This is a genomic window from Enterobacter sp. PL_is511 (assembly GCF_055816065.1).
In genome coordinates, this window is the sequence record NZ_JBVPGP010000017.1 from 126,939 (window position 1) to 147,153 (window position 20,215).

A 20,215-nucleotide genomic window follows, 5' to 3' on the forward strand; every position below is an offset into this window, starting at 1 on the left:
GGAGTATTATTTTATGGCGGATAAAGAGCTTAAGTTTTTGGTTGTGGATGACTTTTCCACCATGCGTCGCATCGTGCGCAACCTGCTGAAAGAGCTGGGCTTCAACAACGTTGAAGAAGCAGAAGACGGCGTTGATGCGCTGAACAAACTGCAGGCTGGCGGGTTTGGTTTTGTTATCTCCGACTGGAACATGCCTAACATGGACGGTCTGGAACTGCTGAAAACCATTCGTGCCGATGCGGGAATGGCGTCTATGCCGGTTCTGATGGTCACTGCAGAAGCGAAAAAAGAGAACATCATTGCCGCTGCACAGGCGGGCGCAAGCGGCTATGTGGTGAAGCCATTCACCGCGGCAACCCTGGAAGAGAAGCTCGGTAAGATCTTCGAGAAACTCGGCATGTGAGGTGATGGAAATGTTGCAACCTGCTATGAAACCCGTTGAAGAACACTCGCCGAGCGATATCATCGTCCGCATCGGCAGCCTGACGCGCATGCTGCGTGACAGCCTGCGCGAGCTGGGTCTGGATCAGGCGATTGCCGAAGCCGCGGAAGCCATTCCTGATGCCCGCGATCGTCTGGACTATGTTGTGCAGATGACCGCTCAGGCCGCGGAACGTGCGCTGAACAGCGTTGAAGCGTCACAGCCGCACCAGGATGCGATGGAAAAGGGGGCGAAAGCGCTGAGCAAACGCTGGGACGAGTGGTTTGAGAACCCTATCGAGCTGGCGGATGCCCGTGAGCTGGTGACGGATACCCGTCAGTACCTGGGTGATGTGCCGGGTCACACCAGCTTCACCAACGCCCAGCTGCTGGACATCATGATGGCGCAGGATTTCCAGGACCTGACCGGTCAGGTGATCAAGCGCATGATGGATGTTATCCAGGAGATTGAACGTCAGCTGCTGATGGTTCTGCTGGAGAACATTCCGGAGCCGGCAGCCCGTCCAAAACGCGAGAATGAAAGCCTGCTCAATGGTCCTCAGCTCGACGCCAGCAAAGCGGGCGTTGTGGCAAGCCAGGATCAGGTCGACGACCTGCTGGACAGCCTCGGCTTCTGATGGTCCGTTCCGCCTCAGGAGGTTAACGCCACCTGAGGCGGTTTGCGACAAAATCACCGAAAAGAGCCCGAATAAACGGGCTTTTCCCGCCATTGGATTTCCGCTGCGCTGGCATGATACCCGTGACGTAATGGGCTGAGCATGCACTGTGGCTGAAGAGAACGACGACAAAACGGAAGCCCCCACACCCCACCGACTAGAAAAGGCGCGTGAGGAAGGGCAGATCCCCCGATCCCGAGAATTGACCTCCCTGCTGATCCTTATCGTAGGGGTGTGCATTATCTGGTGGGGCGGGGAGTCGCTCGCCCGCAAACTGGCGGGAATGTTGTCCACCGGCTTACGCTTTGACCACAGCATGGTCAACGATCCGAATCTGATCCTCAGCCAGATAATTCAGCTTATTAAAGGGGCCATGGTTGCGCTGCTGCCCCTGATTACCGGGGTTGTGCTGGTCGCGCTGGTCTCTCCGGTGATGCTCGGCGGTCTGGTTTTTAGTGCCAAATCGCTGCAACCGAAATTTTCCAAACTGAACCCGCTGCCGGGCATTGCGAAAATGTTCTCTGCGCAGACCGGGGCTGAGCTGCTCAAAGCCGTTCTCAAATCGGTGCTGATGGGCAGTTCCGCAGGGTTTTACCTCTGGTACCACTGGCCAGAAATGATGCGTCTTATCAGCGAATCACCGCTCACCGCGATGAGCAACGCGCTGAATCTGGTCGGGCTCTGCGCGCTGCTGGTGGTGCTCAGCATTATCCCGATGGTGGGTTTTGACGTGATCTTCCAGCTTTATACCCACTTCAAAAAACTGCGCATGTCACGGCAGGATATTCGTGACGAATATAAGCAGATGGAAGGTGACCCGCACGTGAAAGGGCGCATCCGCCAGATGCAGCGTGCCGCCGCCCGTCGCCGCATGATGGAAGATGTGCCGAAGGCCGACGTCATTGTTACTAACCCGACGCACTATTCCGTTGCGCTGCGCTATGACGAAAACAAAATGAGCGCGCCGAAAGTGGTGGCGAAAGGGGCGGGGCTGATCGCTCTGCGTATCCGGGAAATTGGCACCGAACACCGCGTGCCGATCCTGGAAGCCCCTCCGCTGGCGCGTGCCCTGTACCGCCATGCGGATATTGGACAACAGATCCCGGGACAACTCTACGCCGCCGTGGCGGAAGTGCTGGCCTGGGTATGGCAGTTGAAGCGCTGGCGTCTGGCCGGCGGTCAACGGCCTGTGAAACCTGAGAACCTTCCGGTGCCTGCCGCGCTGGATTTTATGAACGAGAAGGACACTGATGGCTAATCTGGTGGCAATGTTGCGCCTGCCCGGCAACCTGAAATCGACCCAATGGCAGATCCTTGCCGGGCCGATTCTGATCCTGCTAATTCTGTCGATGATGGTACTGCCGCTCCCGGCGTTCATCCTCGACCTGCTTTTCACTTTCAATATCGCGCTGTCCATTATGGTGCTGCTGGTGGCGATGTTCACCCAGCGTACCCTGGAGTTCGCCGCGTTCCCGACCATTCTGCTGTTTACCACCCTGCTGCGACTGGCGCTGAACGTGGCGTCCACGCGTATCATCCTGATGGAAGGTCACACCGGGGCGGCAGCGGCGGGTAAAGTGGTGGAAGCGTTCGGCCACTTCCTGGTGGGCGGCAATTTCGCTATCGGTATCGTGGTGTTCGTTATCCTCGTTATCATCAACTTTATGGTTATCACCAAAGGTGCAGGGCGTATCGCGGAAGTGGGCGCGCGTTTTGTGCTGGACGGGATGCCGGGCAAGCAGATGGCGATCGACGCCGACCTGAATGCCGGTCTTATCGCCGAAGATGAAGCCAAAAAACGCCGTTCGGAAGTGACGCAGGAAGCGGACTTCTACGGCTCCATGGACGGTGCGAGTAAGTTTGTGCGCGGTGACGCCATCGCAGGCATTCTGATCATGGTGATTAACGTGGTCGGCGGCCTGCTGGTGGGGGTACTGCAGCACGGGATGGACATGGGCCACGCGGCGGAAAGCTATACGCTGCTGACCATTGGTGACGGTCTGGTTGCGCAGATCCCGGCGCTGGTGATTTCCACGGCGGCGGGTGTTATCGTGACCCGCGTGAGTACCGATCAGGACGTTGGCGAGCAGATGGTGGGCCAGCTGTTCAGTAACCCGCGCGTCATGCTGCTTGCCGCGGCGGTTCTCGGGTTGCTCGGTCTGGTGCCGGGGATGCCAAACCTCGTGTTCCTGCTGTTTACGGCAGGTCTGCTGGGGCTAGCCTGGTGGATGCGCGGCCGTGAAACCAAACCGGCTGCGGAACCTGTTCCGGTAAAAATGCCGGAGAATACCCAGGCCGTCGAAGCGACATGGAACGACGTTCAGCTGGAAGATTCCCTGGGAATGGAAGTGGGCTATCGCCTGATCCCGATGGTCGATTTCCAGCAGGACGGCGAGCTGCTTGGCCGTATCCGCAGTATCCGTAAAAAATTCGCGCAGGATATGGGCTTCTTGCCGCCGGTTGTACACATCCGCGACAATATGGACCTGCCGCCCGCGCGCTATCGCATTCTGATGAAAGGCGTTGAAATTGGCAGCGGTGATGCCTATCCGGGCCGCTGGCTGGCGATTAACCCCGGCACCGCCGCAGGCACGCTGCCGGGCGAGCAAACCATCGACCCGGCCTTTGGTCTGGCCGCTATCTGGATTGAAAGTGCCCTGAAAGAGCAGGCACAGATCCAGGGGTATACGGTTGTTGAAGCCAGTACCGTGGTGGCGACCCATCTTAATCACCTGATTGGGCAATTCTCGGCGGAGCTGTTTGGCCGTCAGGAAGCGCAGCAGCTGCTGGACCGCGTCACGCAGGAGATGCCGAAGCTGACGGAAGATCTGGTCCCGGGCGTGGTGACGCTGACCACGCTGCACAAGGTGCTGCAAAACCTGCTCGAAGAAAAGGTACCGATCCGCGATATGCGCACCATTCTGGAAACGCTGGCAGAGCATGCGCCAATCCAGAGCGATCCGCACGAGCTGACGGCGGTGGTGCGCGTGGCGCTGGGCCGCGCGATCACCCAGCAGTGGTTCCCGGGAACCGGAGAAGTGCAGGTTATTGGCCTCGATACGCCGCTTGAACGCCTGCTGCTTCAGGCCCTGCAGGGCGGGGGCGGTCTGGAGCCGGGCCTGGCGGACCGTCTGCTGGCGCAAACCCAGGAGGCGCTGGCGCGTCAGGAGATGCTGGGCGCGCCGCCGGTGCTGCTGGTGAACCATGCGCTGCGTCCGCTGCTGTCGCGCTTCCTGCGTCGCAGCCTGAACCAGCTGGTCGTACTCTCGAATCTGGAGCTGTCGGACAACCGTCATATCCGCATGACCGCGACGATTGGAGGAAAATAATGCGTAAATGGCTTTGGATTTTGCTCTTCCCGCTGGTGGCACAGGCTGGCGGGGAGGGGACCTGGCAGGCAAGCAGCATGGGGGTGACCCTCAGCAACCGGGGCGTCGCCATGTCCTCTAATCCGCTTTCGCCTTCTGAAGGCGTTTCCGGTCAGATGGGCCTTGTGGTCTGGAACTACCGGCTGATTGGCCCTACGCCAGCCGGACTGCGGGTACGTCTTTGTTCTCAGACGCGCTGCACGGAAATCGACGGCGAAAATGGTACGACGCAGGCGTTCAACGGCGTACCGGCCATTGAGCCTTTACGCTTCATATGGGAAGTGCCGGGCGGGGGACGTTTGATCCCGGCGCTGAAGGTGCAGAGTAATTCTGTCATCGTGAACTACCGTTGACGGTTGCGTGAGCAGGACTGCAAAAAATAAAACCCGGCGCTTGCCGGGTTTTTTGTATTACATACGTTCTACGGTTTCGATACCCAGGGTATCCAGACCCAGCTTCAGGGTCTTCGCCGTGAGCTGCGCCAGCTTCAGGCGGCTGTTGCGGACCGATTCGTTTTCCGCAGACAGAATAGGGCAGTGCTCGTAGAAGCCGGAGAACAGACCCGCCAGATCGTACAGGTAAGCACACATCACGTGCGGCGTGCCGTCACGCGCGACCACCGTCAGCGTCTCTTCGAACTGCAGCAGACGTGCCGCCAGCTGCGCTTCACGATCCTCCGTGATGGTCACGGCAGCATTTGCCAGCACGCTTTCGTCGATATTAGCTTTACGGAATACCGACAGCACGCGGGTATAGGCGTACTGCATGTATGGCGCCGTGTTGCCTTCAAACGCCAGCATGTTATCCCAGTCGAAGATATAGTCGGTGGTACGGTTCTTGGAAAGATCCGCGTATTTCACCGCACCGATACCCACGGCGTTGGCCAGTTTTTCCAGTTCGTCAGCAGGCATGTCCGGATTCTTCTCGGCCACCAGACGGCGGGCGCGTTCCAGCGCTTCATCCAGCAGGTCAGAAAGCTTCACGGTACCGCCCGCACGGGTTTTGAACGGCTTGCCGTCTTTACCCAACATCATGCCGAACATGTGGTGTTCCAGCGGAACGCAATCCGGCACGTAACCGGCTTTACGCACGATGGTCCACGCCTGCATCAGGTGCTGGTGCTGACGGGAGTCGATGTAGTACAGCACGCGGTCGGCATGCAGCGTTTCGTAACGGTATTTTGCGCAGGCGATGTCAGTAGTGGTGTAGAGATAGCCGCCATCCTTTTTCTGGATGATCACGCCCATCGGTTCACCTTCCTTGTTTTTATACTCATCAAGGAACACAACCGTTGCGCCTTCGCTCTCAACCGCCAGATTTTTCGCTTTCAGGTCCGCTACAATGCCGGGCAGCATTGGGTTATACAGGCTTTCACCCATCACGTCGTCACGGGTCAGGGTGACGTTCAGGCGGTTATAGGTAAGCTGGTTCTGAGACATGGTGATGTCAACCAGCTTGCGCCACATCTCGAGGAAGTATTGATCGCCACCCTGCAGTTTTACCACGTAGCTGCGCGCGCGCTCGGCAAAGGCTTCGTCTTCGTCGTAGTGTTTTTTGGCTTCGCGATAGAACCCTTCCAGGTCCGCCAGCGCCATTTCACCCGCGTTTTCCTGCTGCTGTTTTTCCAGGTAAGCAATCAGCATGCCGAACTGGGTACCCCAGTCGCCCACGTGGTTCGCGCGGATCACCTTGTGACCGAGGAACTCGAGCGTGCGTACTGCGGCATCACCGATGATGGTGGAGCGCAGGTGGCCAACGTGCATCTCTTTCGCCACGTTCGGCGCAGAATAGTCGATCACGACGGTCTGCGCTTCCGGCTGGGACACACCCAGACGATCGGATTTCAGCGCCGCATCAACGTGGCGGGCCAGGAACGCAGGTTCCAGGAAGATATTGATAAAGCCCGGGCCGGCAATTTCGGTTTTGCTGGCAATGCCGGTGAGATCCAGTTGCGTCAGTACCTGCTCAGCGAGTTGTCGCGGCGGCATGCCCAGTTTTTTAGCCACTGCCATCACGCCATTAGCCTGATAGTCGCCAAACTGTACTTTTGCTGACTGACGAACCTGCGGTTCGCAATCCGCAGGTGCACCTGCGGCAATCAGTGCCTGACTGACTTTTTCGGAGAGAAGAGCCTGAATATTCACCTGGATACCTTACGTTTTTGATGCGGGCTTACAACCGCCCGCGCCAGTTAAAGAATTTAGGGCGGGAGTATACTGCAAATGCCTTCTGCCGTCAGCATCGCGGGGCCTGGAGATTGCTCAGAATCCAGGCAGTGAAGGTGTGCATAAACATGCAGTCATAAAAAGCCGGATTCTGCGGTTGGTCAAAACAGGGCAACAGAGTAAATTAGCGGCTTTGCGACACGAAAAGAGAGTGAATTATGGCGAACTGGCAATCCATTGACGAACTGCATGATATTTCCGCAGATTTACCGCGTTTCACCCAGGCGTTCACAGAACTTGCCACCCGTCTGGGTCTGGATATCGCACCGCTTGAGGCCGATCACATCTCTTTGCGCTGTCATCAGAATGCCACCGCAGAGCGCTGGCGTCGCGGTTTCGAACAGTGCGGCGTGTTGCTCTCCGAGAACATCATCAATGGTCGCCCCATTTGCCTGTTTAAACTGCATGAACCGGTGAACGTGGCGCACTGGCAATTCACCGTGATTGAACTGCCGTGGCCGGGTGAGAAGCGCTATCCGCACGAAGGCTGGGAGCATATCGAAATTGTCCTGCCGGGTGAGCCGGAGACGTTGAACGCGCGCGCGCTGGCCCTGCTTTCTGACGACGGATTAAGCAAGCCGGGGATTTTTGTGAAGACCAGTTCTCCCAAAGGCGAGCGCGAGCGGTTACCTAACCCGACGCTGGCCGTCACGGACGGACAGGTCACGGTGAAGTTTCATCCGTGGACCATTGAGCAGATCGTTGCCAGCGAAGCGTAAGAGATGTGAGTTCACGCCGCGACTGAAAACGGACGGCGTGGCATGATGGTTTGTTTAGTGGGATTTCAGGAGGATTAAATGGCGCTGCTGGAGATTTGTTGTTACAGCGTGGAGTGTGCTGTGACCGCACAAAAACACGGGGCTGACCGCATTGAACTGTGCGCGGCACCCAAAGAGGGCGGGCTGACGCCGTCCTTCGGCGTGTTGAAGTCTGCCCGTCAGGCACTCACCATTCCCGTTCACCCGATTATTCGCCCGCGCGGCGGTGATTTTTGTTACACGGCGGGCGAGTTCAGTGCCATGCTTGAAGACATCGCCCTCGTGCGCGACCTGGGGTTCCCCGGGCTGGTCACCGGTCTGCTGGATGAAGACGGCAATATCGATCTCCCGCGCATGCGTCAGGTGATGAGCGCCGCACAGGGGCTGGCCGTCACTTTTCATCGTGCATTTGATATGTGTAAAGATCCGCTTCAGGCCTTTGAAACGCTTGGAGAACTTGGCGTGGCGCGCATTCTGACATCGGGTCAACAGGCGTCAGCTGAAAAAGGACTGCAATTAATTACGGAACTAAAAGCACATTCCGGTGTTCCAATAATAATGGCGGGTGCGGGAGTCCGCGCCAGCAATCTGGAACGGTTTTTAAACGCTGGGGTAGAAGAGCTGCACAGCTCCGCGGGTAAATGGATACCTTCGCCTATGCGTTATCGCAATACAGGGTTGTCAATGTCGACGGATGCTGAAGCAGATGAGTATTCACGCTACGGCGTAGAGGGAGAGTCGGTTGCGGAAATGAAGTCGCTGATTGAGCGCCATCACGTGTAGCAACGTACCGATTTTTACCGCGCATCATGTCGCCCAATATGATGCTTGCTTGTACCAGGCCCCTGCAAATTACACAGGGGCCTTTTTTTCTCCTTCATATTTCAAGCCGCAGCCGCGTTGGCCGCCTCGCTCACCCCGGTCACTTACTGATGTAAGCTCCCGGGGATTCGCTGCGTTGCCGCCTTGCTGCAACTTGAACTATTTTGGAGAAAACGTGCGACGCGTAGGCCGGGTAAGGCGCAGCCGCCACCCGGCTAACAGGCTACGGCTTGGTCGCAATCAACACCGCACGCATCGGCGCCGGATAGCCTTCGATGGTTTTGCTGTGATCGGTCGGGTCGAGGAACTGCTCCAGCGATTCAGTGATCATCCAGTCGGTGCGGCGCTGCTCTTCGAGAGAGGTCACGCTGACATCGGCAATCCGCACATCCACAAACCCGCACTTCTCCAGCCAGTTCTTCAGCGCCAGCGCGGAAGGGATGAAGTAAACGTTGCGCATCTGCGCGTAGCGATCGCCCGGCACCAGAACGGCATGTTCATCCCCTTCGATGACCAGCGTTTCCAGCACCAGCTCGCCGCCGCTGACCAGCTGATCCTTCAGTTGCCACAGGTGTTCAAGCGGAGAACGACGGTGATACAGCACGCCCATGGAGAAGACGGTATCAAACGCTTTCAGGGCTGGCAGCTGTTCAATGCCCAGCGGCAGCAGGTGCGCGCGCTGGTCGTTACCCAGCAGCTTACGTACCGCTTCAAACTGGCACAGGAACAGCTGCATCGGGTCAATACCGACCGCCAGGTGCGCGCCCGCGCCAATCATGCGCCACATGTGGTAACCGCTGCCGCAGCCCACGTCCAGAATGGTACGTCCGGTCAGGTCGGAAAGGTGCGGCAGAACGCGATCCCATTTCCAGTCCGAGCGCCATTCGGTATTGATGTTCACCCCGTACAGCGAGAACGGGCCTTTGCGCCACGGCATCAGATTGCGCATCAGCGTTTCGATGCGGTTGATCTGCCCGGCCGAAAGCGGTTCTTTGCTTTCGGCGGTTACGCTGTGCAGAAGATCCAGACGATGCGGGGTCAGCTCGGGCAGAAACTCCACCGCGTTTGACCACTGCTTTAACAGGCCGTGCTGCTGATCGCGCTGCCAGGCGGCAATCTGCGCGGGCAAGGTTTCCAGCCAGTGGGAGAGCTGGTTTTTGGCAATCAGCTGATAGAAGTTACTGAATTCGATCATGCCGGTTTCCCCGCTTTCAGCGCCACCAGAGAGCCAAAGTTAAAGCACTGGAACCACAGTTCGCTGTGCTCAAACCCGGCTTTGCTCAGACGCGCTTTGTGGGTTTCTACGGAATCCGTCAGCATCACGTTTTCGAGCATGCTGCGCTTCTGGCTGATCTCCAGCTCGCTGTAGCCGTTCGCCCGTTTGAAATCGTGGTGCATGTTGAACAGCAGCTCGCCAACTTCGGCATCTTCGAAGCTGAATTTCTCCGAGAGCACCAGCGCGCCGCCAGGATTCAGCCCCTGATAAATTTTGTCCAGCAGCAGCTGGCGGTCTTCCGGCACCAGGAACTGAAGGGTGAAATTCAGCACCACCATCGAGGCGTTATTGATTTCAATCTCGCGGATATCACCTTCCACCACGTCCACCGGAACAGGGGCTTTGTACGCGTCAATATGGCGACGGCAGCGCTCAACCATGGCCGGGGAGTTATCGACGGCAATGATTCGGCAGCCTTCCTGGTGAATATTACGACGAACCGACAGCGTTGCCGCGCCGAGCGAGCAGCCCAGGTCATAGACCTGCGTGCCGGGTTGAATGAAGCGCTCAGCCAGCATGCCGATCATAGAGATAATATTGGAATAACCGGGAACAGAGCGCTGGATCATATCCGGGAAGACTTCAGCTACCCGTTCATCGAAGGTCCAGTCGCCCAGGCTGGCGATAGGCGCGGAAAAAAGCGTGTCGCGATCTGACATAACGTAAAAATCCGGGAAAAATAAAGTGGCGTATTGTGCGCTAATGGAGGGAGAAAACCAACTCCCACGGCATATACCACAGGTTAGCCAGCACCATCAGCAAAAGCGAACACCAGGTCGCACTCATGCCGGAACGACGCCAGCGGATTAAGCGGTGGTGAAAGCCGTAATAATGCATCAGGCGGCCAGCAATAAGAAGCAGGCCACAGATATGCACCATCCAGGTTTCTGCGCCATTCATCTCCATAAAAAGCAGCAGGATTAAGGCTACGGGGATGTATTCGACCGCGTTGCCATGAATGCGAATAGCGCTTTGTAGCTCTGAAAATCCGCCGTCACCGTAAGAGACACGGTACAGCGTTCTGAGGCGCACAACATCAAATGAAAACTTAATCAGCAGTAATGCACCTAACACCGCATACAGCGCGCTGACCATACAAACTCCCTGTTTTTGGCAGATGGCACTTCACTATGATAGGGGGTGATATCAGAAAAGAGAAGATTGTTGTGGGATGGAAGGGGCGCTGCCCACGGACGGCACCGCAGTCTGCAAGGCCTGCCACAGAGCATCGACCAGTTCGGGGGCCTGGGCAATATCCGGCGTGTGCAAAAAGAGATACGGCGTGGTGGTGTGTTCCCATGAGGCCAGTTTTTCCAGCCAGACGGCGAACAGCGCCTGGTTTTGCTGCATGTTATCGCTGCCGATAAACCTGACCATCGGGTTCTGCGCAGTCACGATGGCGTGGACCGGCACTTTCGGTTTTTTTCGCTGCGCCTCAATGATGGCCTCACTGTGCGGTATTGCGCTGTGCACCGGACGGCTGTCGAGGATCACCCGGTTGACGGAACGCTCAAGAAGGCCGCGGTTGAGCGCTTTTTCTGCTTCGCCCTTCGCAAAGAAGTCCTGGTGTCGGACCTCCACCCCATAGGTAAACTCCCGGGGCAGGGCGTCCAGAAACGTCCACAGTGCGGGCAGGTCGCGCGGGCCAAAGACTGCGGGAAGCTGCAGCCAGTACTGGCCGATGCGGTTTGCCAGAGGCGCCATCCGGGCAAAGAATTCGTCGGTCAACTCACCGCAGTTTCGCAGTGCGGCCTGGTGAGAAATGGTCGCCGGAAACTTAAAACAGAAACGGAAATCGTCGGTTGTTTGCTCCCGCCAGCGTGCGACAATCTCAGCTTTGGGGAGCGCATACAGGGTGGTGTTGCCCTCGACACAGTTGAAGTGTCGGGCATACTCTTCAAGGCTGGTGATGCCAAGGCGCACCCATTTCGGGTGCGACCACTGGGGCAGGCCCACATACATCATAGTGCGCGAAGGATCTCATCCGTGCTGCGCACGCGACCGATGCGCGGGAAGATGTGCGTCATGCTGCCCTGATGCTGTTCCGCGGAGGCCGCGCTGCAGGCATCTTCGGCGATCACCAGATTAAAGCCCAGTTCCCAGGCGTTGCGGGCGGTTGACTCCACGCCGATATTGGTGGAAATGCCGCACAGGATGAGGGTGTCAATGCCGCGACGGCGGAGCTGCAGCTCGAGATCGGTACCGTAGAAGGCACCCCACTGGCGTTTGGTCACTTCAATATCGCTGTCGCGTTTGCCGAGTGAGACCGGGTACGTCCACCAGTTTTCCGGCAGGGCTCGCGCGGGTGCCTGCGCATCAACGGGCTGTTTTAACGCTTCGGCGTAATCCGCGGACCAGCCGACGCGCACCATGACCACCTGCGCACCGCTGGCACGGCATTTCTCCGCCAGGCGAGCGGCGCGGCTGACCACATCGTCTGCGGTATGCGGGCCACCGGCAAAGGGCAAAATGCCTTCCTGTAAATCAATCACTACAAGCGCGGTTTTTTTGGCATCAAGGGTTAACATTGTTACTCCCGTTAAATTAATCACTTCTGGACACCATACGACGTGATGGCCTGTTATTGGTCGCATAATTTTGTTAATTTTTGTGAGAATGCGCAATTAGAGTGCAGCAAACGACCGCCTGGCCGTGGTTCGCTCTTATCGTCCGGCGGAATTTCCAGTATAATAGCCGCCTTTTTTCATCCAGTTGTGACATACAGAAAGCTGCGACATAGTAGCCTGCATACCAGGCGACATTTAGCCTGCGGCTAATTAAGGGATATCTCATGCGTACAGAATATTGCGGGCAGCTGCGTCAGTCCCACGTCGGACAGCAGGTCACCCTGTGTGGTTGGGTCAATCGTCGTCGTGATCTTGGTAGCCTTATCTTCATCGATATGCGCGACCGCGAAGGTATCGTTCAGGTGTTCTTCGACCCGGATCGCGCAGATGCGTTGAAGCTGGCCTCTGAGCTGCGTAATGAGTTCTGCATTCAGGTTACTGGCACCGTGCGTGCGCGTGACGAGAAAAACGTCAACGCCGACATGGCGACGGGTGCCATTGAAGTGCTGGCGTCCGATCTGACGATCATCAACCGTGCTGAAGCGCTGCCGCTGGACTCCAACCACGTCAACACTGAAGAAGCGCGTCTGAAATACCGCTACCTGGATCTGCGTCGCCCGGAAATGGCTCAGCGCCTGAAAACCCGTGCGAAAATCACCAGCCTGGTGCGTCGCTTTATGGATGATCACGGTTTCCTCGATATCGAAACCCCGATGCTGACCAAAGCCACGCCGGAAGGCGCGCGCGACTACCTGGTCCCATCCCGCGTTCATAAAGGTAAATTCTACGCGCTGCCGCAGTCTCCGCAGCTGTTCAAACAGCTGCTGATGATGTCCGGCTTCGATCGTTACTATCAGATCGTTAAATGCTTCCGCGACGAAGACCTGCGCGCTGACCGCCAGCCAGAATTTACCCAGATCGACGTGGAAACCTCCTTCATGACCGCCGAGCAGGTGCGTGAAGTGATGGAAGCCCTGGTGCGTAGCCTGTGGAACGACGTAAAAGGTGTTGAGCTGGGCGATTTCCCAATTATGACCTTCGCTGAAGCCGAGCGTCGCTACGGCTCCGACAAACCTGACCTGCGTAACCCGATGGAGCTGGTGGACGTTGCAGACCTGGTGAAAGGCGTTGAGTTTGCCGTCTTCGCTGGCCCGGCTAACGATCCTAAAGGCCGCGTGGCGGCCCTGCGCGTGCCGGGTGGTGCAGCTCTGAGCCGCAAGCAGATCGACGACTACGGCAACTTCATCAAGATCTACGGCGCGAAAGGTCTGGCCTATATTAAAGTGACCGAGCGTGCGAAAGGTCTGGAAGGTATCACCAGCCCGGTAGCGAAGTTCCTGAACGCGGACATCGTGGAAGCGATCCTTGAGCGCACCGGCGCGCAGGACGGCGACATGATCTTCTTCGGCGCAGACAATAAGAAAGTCGTGGCGGATGCGATGGGCGCGCTGCGTCTGAAGCTCGGCAAAGACCTGAGCCTGACCGACGAAAACAAATGGGCGCCGCTGTGGGTTATCGACTTCCCAATGTTTGAAGACGACGGTGAAGGCGGCCTGACGGCGATGCACCACCCGTTCACCTCGCCAAAAGACATGACGGCAGCAGAGCTGAAAGCGGCGCCGGAAGACGCGGTCGCGAACGCTTATGACATGGTTATCAATGGCTACGAAGTGGGCGGTGGTTCCGTGCGTATTCACAGCGGTGAAATGCAGCAGACCGTGTTCGGCATCCTGGGCATCAACGAGCAGGAGCAGCGCGAGAAGTTTGGCTTCCTGCTGGACGCGCTGAAATACGGTACGCCTCCGCACGCGGGTCTGGCCTTCGGTCTTGACCGACTGACCATGCTGCTGACCGGCACCGATAACATTCGTGATGTTATTGCCTTCCCGAAAACCACTGCCGCAGCGTGTCTGATGACCGAAGCGCCAAGCTTTGCTAACCCAGCCTCTCTGGCTGAGCTGGGCATTGAAGTGGTGAAGAAGGAAGAGAAAAACTGATATGGAATATAAGCTTCCCGTTTCGGTTCTGGTGGTCATTTATGCAGAAGACACGAAGCGGGTGCTGATGTTGCAGCGGCGCGATGACCCTGATTTCTGGCAGTCGGTAACCGGCAGTCTGGAAGAGGGAGAAACCGCGCCGCAGGCCGCCGTGCGTGAAGTAAAGGAAGAGGTCGCCATTGACGTTGCCCGCGAGCAACTGACCCTGAAGGACTGTCAGCGCACGGTGGAGTTTGAAATTTTTAGCCATTTACGTCATCGCTACGCGCCGGGTACCAGGCGCAACACGGAGTCGTGGTTCTGTCTCGCGCTCCCCCATGAACGGGAGATCGTGTTTACCGAACACCTGACCTACCGCTGGGTGAATGCGGCGGAGGCCGCCGCACTGACCAAGTCGTGGAGCAACCGGCAGGCGATTGAAGAATTTGTAATTAACGCTGCCTGAAAAGGCGCGCTCTTTGAGGATATTTTTATGGCAGGTCATAGTAAGTGGGCCAACACCAAACACCGCAAAGCGGCACAGGATGCAAAGCGCGGTAAGATCTTTACCAAAATCATTCGCGAGCTGGTGACGGCAGCGCGTCTGGGCGGCGGTGACCCGGCTTCTAACCCGCGTCTGCGCGCGGCGGTTGATAAAGCGCTGTCCAACAACATGACGCGTGACACCCTGAACCGTGCTATCGCACGTGGTGTGGGCGGCGATGAAGACGCGAACATGGAAACCATCATCTATGAAGGTTACGGCCCTGGCGGTACGGCGGTGATGGTTGAGTGCCTGTCCGACAACCGTAACCGTACCGTTGCGGAAGTGCGCCACGCGTTCACCAAAACCGGTGGCAACCTGGGCACTGACGGTTCCGTTGCTTACCTGTTCAGCAAAAAAGGCGTCATCTCCTTCGAGAAAGGCGATGAAGATGCGATCATGGAAGCGGCGCTCGAAGCCGGTGCAGAAGACGTGGTGACCTTCGATGACGGTGCTATCGACGTTTACACCGCATGGGAAGAGATGGGTGCCGTGCGCGACGCGCTGGAAGCGGCTGGCCTGAAAGCGGACAACGCTGAAGTGTCCATGATCCCGTCCACCAAAGCGGACATGGATGCGGAAACCGCACCAAAACTGCTGCGTCTGATCGACATGCTCGAAGACTGCGACGACGTGCAGGAAGTGTACCACAACGGTGAAATCTCTGATGAGGTTGCAGCGACTCTCTAATGAGAGCGTGTAAATCCGTTACAGGAGACGCGTGATGTCGATTATTCTCGGGATTGACCCAGGCTCACGCGTCACCGGTTATGGCGTTATCCGTCAGGTGGGACGCCAGTTAACCTACCTCGGCAGCGGCTGTATTCGCACCAAAGTGGACGATCTGCCGTCGCGCCTGAAGCTCATTTATGCGGGCGTTTCGGAGATCATCACCCAGTTTCAGCCGGACTATTTCGCTATCGAGCAGGTCTTTATGGCGAAAAACGCCGATTCGGCGCTAAAGCTCGGTCAGGCGCGCGGAGTGGCCATTGTGGCTGCGGTCAACCAGGATTTGCCGGTATTTGAATACGCGGCACGTCAGGTCAAGCAGACAGTGGTGGGCATTGGTAGCGCGGAGAAAAGTCAGGTGCAGCACATGGTGCGTACCCTGCTGAAGCTGCCAGCGAACCCACAGGCCGACGCCGCGGATGCGCTGGCGATTGCGATTACCCACTGTCACGTCAGCCAGAACGCGATGCAGATGAGCGAGTCGCGGCTTAATCTGGCGCGAGGCAGGTTACGATAATGAGAAATCAGGCTGGATAAACATCCAGCCTTTTTTTATTATGTCGGCAGTTAATTTCTCCCAGAACGCAGGAGCGTCACGTGATAGGCAGACTCAGAGGCATCATCATTGAAAAACAACCCCCGTTAGTGCTGCTGGAAGTGGGTGGCGTGGGCTATGAAGTCCATATGCCGATGACCTGCTTCTATGAGCTGCCGGACGCGGGCAAAGAGGCGATTGTCTTTACTCAGTTTGTGGTGCGTGAAGATGCCCAGCTGCTGTACGGCTTCAATAACAAGCAGGAGCGGACCCTGTTCCGCGAGCTGATTAAAACTAACGGCGTTGGCCCGAAGCTGGCGCTGGCGATTTTATCCGGCATGTCAGCGCCACAGTTTGTGAATGCCGTTGAGCGCGAAGATCCTGCTGCGCTGATTAAGCTTCCGGGCATCGGCAAGAAAACGGCAGAGCGCCTGATTGTCGAGATGAAAGACCGCTTTAAAGGTCTGCATGGCGATCTGTTCACGCCGGCTGCCGATTTGGTACTGACCTCGCCAGGCGGCCCTGCCACGGATGATGATGCCGAGCAGGAAGCGGTTGCCGCGCTGGTGGCGCTGGGCTATAAACCTCAGGAGGCCAGCCGTATGGTGAGCAAAATTGCCAAACCGGACGCCAGCAGTGAAACCCTGATTCGCGAAGCGCTGCGCGCTGCATTGTGAGGTAAAGGATGATTGAAGCAGACCGCCTGGTATCGGCAGGCACTATTCAGGCAGATGACGTGGTGGATCGCGCGATCCGCCCAAAACTGCTTGATGAGTATATCGGCCAGCCGCAGGTTCGTTCCCAGATGGAGATTTTCATCCAGGCGGCAAAGCTGCGCGGCGATGCGCTCGATCACCTGCTGATTTTTGGCCCCCCGGGTTTGGGGAAAACCACGCTGGCGAATATCGTCGCCAATGAAATGGGCGTCAACCTGCGCACCACCTCCGGCCCGGTGCTGGAGAAGGCGGGCGATCTCGCTGCGATGCTGACCAACCTCGAACCGCATGACGTGCTGTTTATCGATGAGATCCACCGCCTGTCGCCGGTGGTGGAGGAAGTGCTCTATCCGGCGATGGAAGATTACCAGCTGGATATCATGATTGGCGAAGGCCCGGCCGCGCGCTCCATCAAAATCGATCTGCCGCCGTTTACCCTGATTGGTGCAACGACGCGGGCCGGGTCGTTGACCTCTCCGCTGCGCGACCGTTTCGGTATCGTGCAGCGTCTTGAGTTTTACCAGGTGGCGGACCTCCAGCATATCGTTGGCCGTAGCGCCCGCTATATGGGGCTGGAAATGAGCGAAGAGGGCGCGTTTGAAGTGGCGAAGCGTTCCCGCGGTACGCCGCGTATCGCTAACCGCCTGCTGCGCCGCGTACGTGACTTTGCCGAAGTGAAGCACGATGGCTCGATTTCCGCCGAGATCGCCGCGCAGGCGCTGGATATGCTGAACGTCGATGCCGAAGGCTTTGACTATATGGACCGTAAACTGCTGCTGGCGGTGCTGGATAAGTTCTTTGGCGGCCCGGTTGGGCTGGATAACCTGGCGGCGGCAATCGGGGAAGAGCGCGAAACCATCGAGGACGTGCTTGAACCGTATCTGATCCAGCAGGGCTTCCTGCAGCGCACCCCGCGTGGACGTATGGCAACGGTGCGGGCGTGGAATCATTTTGGCATTACGCCACCGGCAATGCCGTAATGCATTGTTCCCTCTCCCTGTGGGAGAGGGCCAGGGTGAGGGCATCAGCGCCCTCGATGTTAATTTGCGGTCTTCTTCATCATACTGAAAATAAACAACACCGCAGCACTTAACACCACAGACGGCCCCGCAGGCGTGTCATAGAACGCCGAGAAGGTGAGTCCACCCGTTACCGCAATCATTCCGACAATCACGGCCACACCGGCCATCTGCTCCGGCGTACGGGCAAAACGACGTGCCGTAGCCGCAGGGATGATCAGCAGTGATGTAATAATCAGCGCGCCGACAAACTTCATCGCCACCCCAATGGTTAACGCCGTTACCAGCATCAGCAGCAGCTTAACGCGCTGCAGCTTCACGCCGTCGACAAACGCCAGGTCCGGGCTGACGGTCATGGCCAGCAGGTTACGCCACTGCCAGAGCAGAATAGCGAGCACCACCACAACGCCAATCGCGATTGCGATGAGATCGTCTGGCGTGACGGCCAGCAGGTCACCGAACAGGTAAGCCATCAGATCCACGCGGATATTCGACATCAGGCTGACCACCACCAGGCCCAGAGACAGGGCACTATGCGCCATGATGCCAAGCAGCGTATCAATTGCGAGGTGAGGGCGCTTCTCCAGCCAGACCAGACCGGCGGCCAGCAACAGCGTGACCACAATCACCGCGTAAAACGGGTTGACGTTGAGCAGCAGGCCAAAAGCCACACCCAGCAGGGACGCGTGCGCCAGGGTATCGCCAAAATAGGACATTCTGCGCCAGACGACAAACGAGCCGAGCGGACCCGCGGCGCAGGCAAGCATAATCCCGGCCAGCCAGCCGGGCAGTAACAGTTCAATCATGAGTGTCCATTTCCCCGACGCAGTACGATTCGTCCCTGTAAATCATGGCGATGATTATGATGATGGCGATAGATGCCCAGCTGTTCAGCCCCGCGAGGGCCGAACATGGAGATAAACTCCGGGTGCATGGAGACCACTTCTGGCGTGCCGGAGCAGCAGATATGGTGGTTGAGACACAGCACTTCGTCGGTTTTTGCCATCACCAGATGGAGATCGTGAGACACCATCAGCACTGCGCAATCAAGCTCTCGACGTAGCTGGTCGATCAAATCATAAAGCGCAACCTGACCATTCACATCCACACCCTGAGTCGGCTCATCCAGCACCAGCAGCTGCGGGCTGCTGAGCAGCGCACGGGCAAGTAAGACTCGCTGAGTTTCACCGCCGGACAGTTTTTGCAGCGGCGCATCGACAAGATGGCCCGCCTGCACGCGTTTCAGTGCCGGGAGAATATCGGCTTTACGCGTGCCGGGGCGCAGACGCAGGAAGCGGCTGACCGTCAGCGGCAGCGTGGCGTCGAGATGAAGTTTTTGCGGCACATAGCCGATACGCAATTTTTCCTCGCGCTTGATCACGCCTTCATCGGGGGCGACCAGACCCAGCACCACGCGCACCAGGGTGGATTTGCCTGCGCCATTGGGGCCGAGCAGCGTCAGAATTTTGCCGGGCTTCAGATCGAGCGACACGTCAGAGAGGACGCGGCGCTGGCCAAATGAGACCGAAATATTTTCAAGGGAAACCAATGTCGTCATGTCATTTTAAGCTTGAAGAAGTCAACGAATGTTATAATATCACATTCCACGCATTCACTACGATGATTAGTCGCATTATGTTACATAAAAATACGCTTCTTTTCGCAGCATTATCCGCTGCCCTTTGGGGTACAACCGCACAAGATGTTAACGCTGCGGTTGTCGCTTCGCTTAAACCACTCGGATTCATCGCGTCGGCCATTGCAGACGGGGTCACGGAAACCCAGGTTCTGCTCCCTGATGGTGCATCCGAGCATGACTATTCCCTGCGCCCGTCAGATGTAAAACGCTTACAAAACGCGGACTTAGTCGTCTGGATTGGCCCGGAAATGGAAGCGTTCATGCAGAAGTCAGCAAAACAGGTTGCCGGCGAAAAGCAGGTCGCGATTGCAGACCTCCCCGGCGTGAAACCGCTGCTCATGAAAGGGGCGGATGACGACGGTGACGAACATGACCATCACGCTGCAGAGGGTGAAAAAGGTGATGGAGATCACCATCACGGCGAGTACAACATGCATCTTTGGTTATCCCCAGAGATAGCGCGGCTTTCAGCGGTTGCAATCCATGACAAATTAGTGGAACTTATGCCGCAAAGTCGAGCCAAACTAGACGCCAACCTGAAGGATTTTGAGGCACAATTAGCCGCAACCGATAAGCAGGTAGGTAATGAGCTCGCACCGTTGAAAGGTAAAGGGTATTTCGTTTTTCATGACGCCTATGGCTATTACGAAAAACACTACGGTTTGACCCCGCTGGGTCATTTTACCGTCAACCCTGAAATTCAGCCTGGTGCGCAGCGTTTACATGAAATCAGAACACAGCTGGTTGAGCAAAAAGCGACATGCGTTTTTGCTGAGCCACAGTTCAGGCCAGCGGTCGTAGAAGCCGTGGCCAGGGGAACATCCGTGCGCATGGGAACCCTTGACCCGCTAGGTACGAATATCCAGTTGAGCAAAGCGAGCTATTCGCAGTTCCTCAGCCAACTGGCGAACCAGTATGCGAGCTGCCTGAAAGGAGATTAACGA

22 protein-coding genes are annotated in these 20,215 nt (G+C 57.2%); 14 read left to right on the forward strand and 8 right to left on the reverse strand.

Going from position 1 to position 20,215, the window contains the following annotated elements; genetic code table 11:
- The first annotated feature begins 13 nt into the window (after positions 1-13).
- The 5 genes from cheY (at position 14) to flhE (ending at position 4,818) form a co-directional block, all read left to right on the forward strand.
- Complete coding sequence (cheY, locus tag AC0TN7_RS04390) at positions 14-403, forward strand: chemotaxis response regulator CheY (protein WP_008500431.1); 390 nt, start codon at positions 14-16, stop codon at positions 401-403.
- Between the two features lie 10 nt (positions 404-413).
- On the forward strand, positions 414-1,058 hold the full coding sequence (gene cheZ, locus AC0TN7_RS04395) for a protein phosphatase CheZ (protein ID WP_023312251.1): 645 nt from the start codon (positions 414-416) through the stop codon (positions 1,056-1,058).
- 148 nt (positions 1,059-1,206) lie between these two features.
- Positions 1,207-2,355 carry a flagellar biosynthesis protein FlhB gene (gene flhB, locus AC0TN7_RS04400; RefSeq protein ID WP_024909679.1) on the forward strand — a complete coding sequence of 383 codons (1,149 nt, stop codon included), beginning with the start codon at positions 1,207-1,209 and terminating at the stop codon, positions 2,353-2,355.
- A complete protein-coding gene (gene flhA / locus AC0TN7_RS04405; protein ID WP_024909680.1) occupies positions 2,348-4,426 on the forward strand; it encodes a flagellar biosynthesis protein FlhA in 2,079 nt (692 codons plus the stop codon). The genes flhB and flhA overlap by 8 nt, the downstream gene beginning before the upstream one ends.
- Positions 4,426-4,818: a flagellar protein FlhE gene (gene flhE, locus AC0TN7_RS04410; RefSeq protein ID WP_024909681.1), complete on the forward strand. Its 393-nt coding sequence runs from the start codon at positions 4,426-4,428 to the stop codon at positions 4,816-4,818. The genes flhA and flhE overlap by 1 nt, the downstream gene beginning before the upstream one ends.
- Positions 4,819-4,875: 57 nt before the next feature.
- Here the strand turns inward: flhE and argS are convergent, their stop codons facing one another.
- Entirely contained in the window at positions 4,876-6,609 is a 1,734-nt protein-coding gene (argS, locus tag AC0TN7_RS04415) for an arginine--tRNA ligase (protein WP_417927552.1), read from the reverse strand.
- A 239-nt stretch (positions 6,610-6,848) separates the two neighbouring features.
- Here argS and AC0TN7_RS04420 point away from each other — a divergent pair, with 239 nt between their 5' ends.
- Together AC0TN7_RS04420 and cutC are read left to right on the forward strand one after the other, a co-directional pair.
- The gene (locus tag AC0TN7_RS04420; RefSeq protein ID WP_148770083.1) at positions 6,849-7,409 is read left to right on the forward strand and encodes a VOC family protein; all 561 of its coding nucleotides are present in this window, start codon (positions 6,849-6,851) and stop codon (positions 7,407-7,409) included.
- A gap of 78 nt (positions 7,410-7,487) precedes the next feature.
- Positions 7,488-8,231 (forward strand): copper homeostasis protein CutC, encoded by a 744-nt coding sequence (gene cutC, locus AC0TN7_RS04425; RefSeq protein ID WP_061714865.1) that lies wholly within the window; start codon positions 7,488-7,490, stop codon positions 8,229-8,231.
- Between the two features lie 262 nt (positions 8,232-8,493).
- Here cutC and cmoB read toward each other — a convergent pair whose 3' ends face one another.
- From cmoB to AC0TN7_RS04450, 5 genes are read right to left on the reverse strand one after another with little or no spacing between them, the layout of a single operon-like run.
- Complete coding sequence (cmoB, locus tag AC0TN7_RS04430; RefSeq protein ID WP_473701868.1) at positions 8,494-9,465, reverse strand: tRNA 5-methoxyuridine(34)/uridine 5-oxyacetic acid(34) synthase CmoB; 972 nt, start codon at positions 9,463-9,465, stop codon at positions 8,494-8,496.
- The gene (gene cmoA, locus AC0TN7_RS04435; protein ID WP_024909686.1) at positions 9,462-10,205 is read right to left on the reverse strand and encodes a carboxy-S-adenosyl-L-methionine synthase CmoA; all 744 of its coding nucleotides are present in this window, start codon (positions 10,203-10,205) and stop codon (positions 9,462-9,464) included. The genes cmoB and cmoA overlap by 4 nt, the downstream gene beginning before the upstream one ends.
- A gap of 40 nt (positions 10,206-10,245) precedes the next feature.
- Positions 10,246-10,641: an MAPEG family protein gene (locus tag AC0TN7_RS04440; protein WP_024909687.1), complete on the reverse strand. Its 396-nt coding sequence runs from the start codon at positions 10,639-10,641 to the stop codon at positions 10,246-10,248.
- A gap of 51 nt (positions 10,642-10,692) precedes the next feature.
- Positions 10,693-11,511 (reverse strand): DUF72 domain-containing protein, encoded by an 819-nt coding sequence (locus AC0TN7_RS04445; protein WP_032647794.1) that lies wholly within the window; start codon positions 11,509-11,511, stop codon positions 10,693-10,695.
- Positions 11,508-12,074: a hydrolase gene (locus tag AC0TN7_RS04450; protein WP_024909689.1), complete on the reverse strand. Its 567-nt coding sequence runs from the start codon at positions 12,072-12,074 to the stop codon at positions 11,508-11,510. The genes AC0TN7_RS04445 and AC0TN7_RS04450 overlap by 4 nt, the downstream gene beginning before the upstream one ends.
- Positions 12,075-12,337: 263 nt before the next feature.
- Here AC0TN7_RS04450 and aspS point away from each other — a divergent pair, with 263 nt between their 5' ends.
- The 6 genes from aspS (at position 12,338) to ruvB (ending at position 17,593) form a co-directional block, all read left to right on the forward strand.
- Positions 12,338-14,110, forward strand: coding sequence for an aspartate--tRNA ligase (gene aspS, locus AC0TN7_RS04455; RefSeq protein ID WP_048992234.1), 1,773 nt, complete (start codon positions 12,338-12,340; stop codon positions 14,108-14,110).
- Position 14,111: 1 nt separating this feature from the next.
- Entirely contained in the window at positions 14,112-14,555 is a 444-nt protein-coding gene (gene nudB / locus AC0TN7_RS04460; protein ID WP_148770089.1) for a dihydroneopterin triphosphate diphosphatase, read from the forward strand.
- 27 nt (positions 14,556-14,582) lie between these two features.
- Complete coding sequence (locus tag AC0TN7_RS04465; protein WP_008500447.1) at positions 14,583-15,323, forward strand: YebC/PmpR family DNA-binding transcriptional regulator; 741 nt, start codon at positions 14,583-14,585, stop codon at positions 15,321-15,323.
- Between the two features lie 34 nt (positions 15,324-15,357).
- Positions 15,358-15,879, forward strand: a complete 522-nt coding sequence (gene ruvC / locus AC0TN7_RS04470; RefSeq protein WP_003859749.1) for a crossover junction endodeoxyribonuclease RuvC — start codon at positions 15,358-15,360, stop codon at positions 15,877-15,879.
- Positions 15,880-15,959: 80 nt separating this feature from the next.
- Positions 15,960-16,574 carry a Holliday junction branch migration protein RuvA gene (gene ruvA / locus AC0TN7_RS04475; RefSeq protein ID WP_023312236.1) on the forward strand — a complete coding sequence of 205 codons (615 nt, stop codon included), beginning with the start codon at positions 15,960-15,962 and terminating at the stop codon, positions 16,572-16,574.
- 8 nt (positions 16,575-16,582) lie between these two features.
- Positions 16,583-17,593, forward strand: coding sequence for a Holliday junction branch migration DNA helicase RuvB (gene ruvB / locus AC0TN7_RS04480; RefSeq protein ID WP_023312235.1), 1,011 nt, complete (start codon positions 16,583-16,585; stop codon positions 17,591-17,593).
- A 59-nt stretch (positions 17,594-17,652) separates the two neighbouring features.
- Here ruvB and znuB read toward each other — a convergent pair whose 3' ends face one another.
- Both znuB and znuC read right to left on the reverse strand, forming a co-directional pair.
- On the reverse strand, positions 17,653-18,438 hold the full coding sequence (gene znuB, locus AC0TN7_RS04485; RefSeq protein WP_024909692.1) for a zinc ABC transporter permease subunit ZnuB: 786 nt from the start codon (positions 18,436-18,438) through the stop codon (positions 17,653-17,655).
- Positions 18,435-19,190, reverse strand: coding sequence for a zinc ABC transporter ATP-binding protein ZnuC (znuC, locus tag AC0TN7_RS04490; RefSeq protein WP_023312233.1), 756 nt, complete (start codon positions 19,188-19,190; stop codon positions 18,435-18,437). The genes znuB and znuC overlap by 4 nt, the downstream gene beginning before the upstream one ends.
- 77 nt (positions 19,191-19,267) lie before the next feature.
- On the opposite strand from znuC, the gene znuA reads away from it, so the two are divergent.
- Positions 19,268-20,212: a zinc ABC transporter substrate-binding protein ZnuA gene (gene znuA / locus AC0TN7_RS04495; protein WP_032642638.1), complete on the forward strand. Its 945-nt coding sequence runs from the start codon at positions 19,268-19,270 to the stop codon at positions 20,210-20,212.
- Positions 20,213-20,215: the final 3 nt, after the last annotated feature.

What these genes read in the sequence shown, in the direction of transcription:
- ruvB (WP_023312235.1), top strand. Translation starts at nt 16,583, where the DNA reads ATGATTGAAGCAGACCGCCTGGTATCGGCAGGCACTATTCAGGCAGAT.
- flhA (WP_024909680.1), top strand. Translation starts at nt 2,348, where the DNA reads ATGGCTAATCTGGTGGCAATGTTGCGCCTGCCCGGCAACCTGAAATCG.
- aspS (WP_048992234.1), top strand. Translation starts at nt 12,338, where the DNA reads ATGCGTACAGAATATTGCGGGCAGCTGCGTCAGTCCCACGTCGGACAG.
- cutC (WP_061714865.1), top strand. Translation starts at nt 7,488, where the DNA reads ATGGCGCTGCTGGAGATTTGTTGTTACAGCGTGGAGTGTGCTGTGACC.
- znuC (WP_023312233.1), bottom strand. Translation starts at nt 19,190, where the DNA reads ATGACGACATTGGTTTCCCTTGAAAATATTTCGGTCTCATTTGGCCAG.
- cmoA (WP_024909686.1), bottom strand. Translation starts at nt 10,205, where the DNA reads ATGTCAGATCGCGACACGCTTTTTTCCGCGCCTATCGCCAGCCTGGGC.
- AC0TN7_RS04445 (WP_032647794.1), bottom strand. Translation starts at nt 11,511, where the DNA reads ATGATGTATGTGGGCCTGCCCCAGTGGTCGCACCCGAAATGGGTGCGC.
- nudB (WP_148770089.1), top strand. Translation starts at nt 14,112, where the DNA reads ATGGAATATAAGCTTCCCGTTTCGGTTCTGGTGGTCATTTATGCAGAA.
- znuA (WP_032642638.1), top strand. Translation starts at nt 19,268, where the DNA reads ATGTTACATAAAAATACGCTTCTTTTCGCAGCATTATCCGCTGCCCTT.
- cmoB (WP_473701868.1), bottom strand. Translation starts at nt 9,465, where the DNA reads ATGATCGAATTCAGTAACTTCTATCAGCTGATTGCCAAAAACCAGCTC.
- AC0TN7_RS04450 (WP_024909689.1), bottom strand. Translation starts at nt 12,074, where the DNA reads ATGTTAACCCTTGATGCCAAAAAAACCGCGCTTGTAGTGATTGATTTA.
- cheY (WP_008500431.1), top strand. Translation starts at nt 14, where the DNA reads ATGGCGGATAAAGAGCTTAAGTTTTTGGTTGTGGATGACTTTTCCACC.
- AC0TN7_RS04440 (WP_024909687.1), bottom strand. Translation starts at nt 10,641, where the DNA reads ATGGTCAGCGCGCTGTATGCGGTGTTAGGTGCATTACTGCTGATTAAG.
- cheZ (WP_023312251.1), top strand. Translation starts at nt 414, where the DNA reads ATGTTGCAACCTGCTATGAAACCCGTTGAAGAACACTCGCCGAGCGAT.
- ruvC (WP_003859749.1), top strand. Translation starts at nt 15,358, where the DNA reads ATGTCGATTATTCTCGGGATTGACCCAGGCTCACGCGTCACCGGTTAT.
- flhE (WP_024909681.1), top strand. Translation starts at nt 4,426, where the DNA reads ATGCGTAAATGGCTTTGGATTTTGCTCTTCCCGCTGGTGGCACAGGCT.
- AC0TN7_RS04465 (WP_008500447.1), top strand. Translation starts at nt 14,583, where the DNA reads ATGGCAGGTCATAGTAAGTGGGCCAACACCAAACACCGCAAAGCGGCA.
- AC0TN7_RS04420 (WP_148770083.1), top strand. Translation starts at nt 6,849, where the DNA reads ATGGCGAACTGGCAATCCATTGACGAACTGCATGATATTTCCGCAGAT.
- znuB (WP_024909692.1), bottom strand. Translation starts at nt 18,438, where the DNA reads ATGATTGAACTGTTACTGCCCGGCTGGCTGGCCGGGATTATGCTTGCC.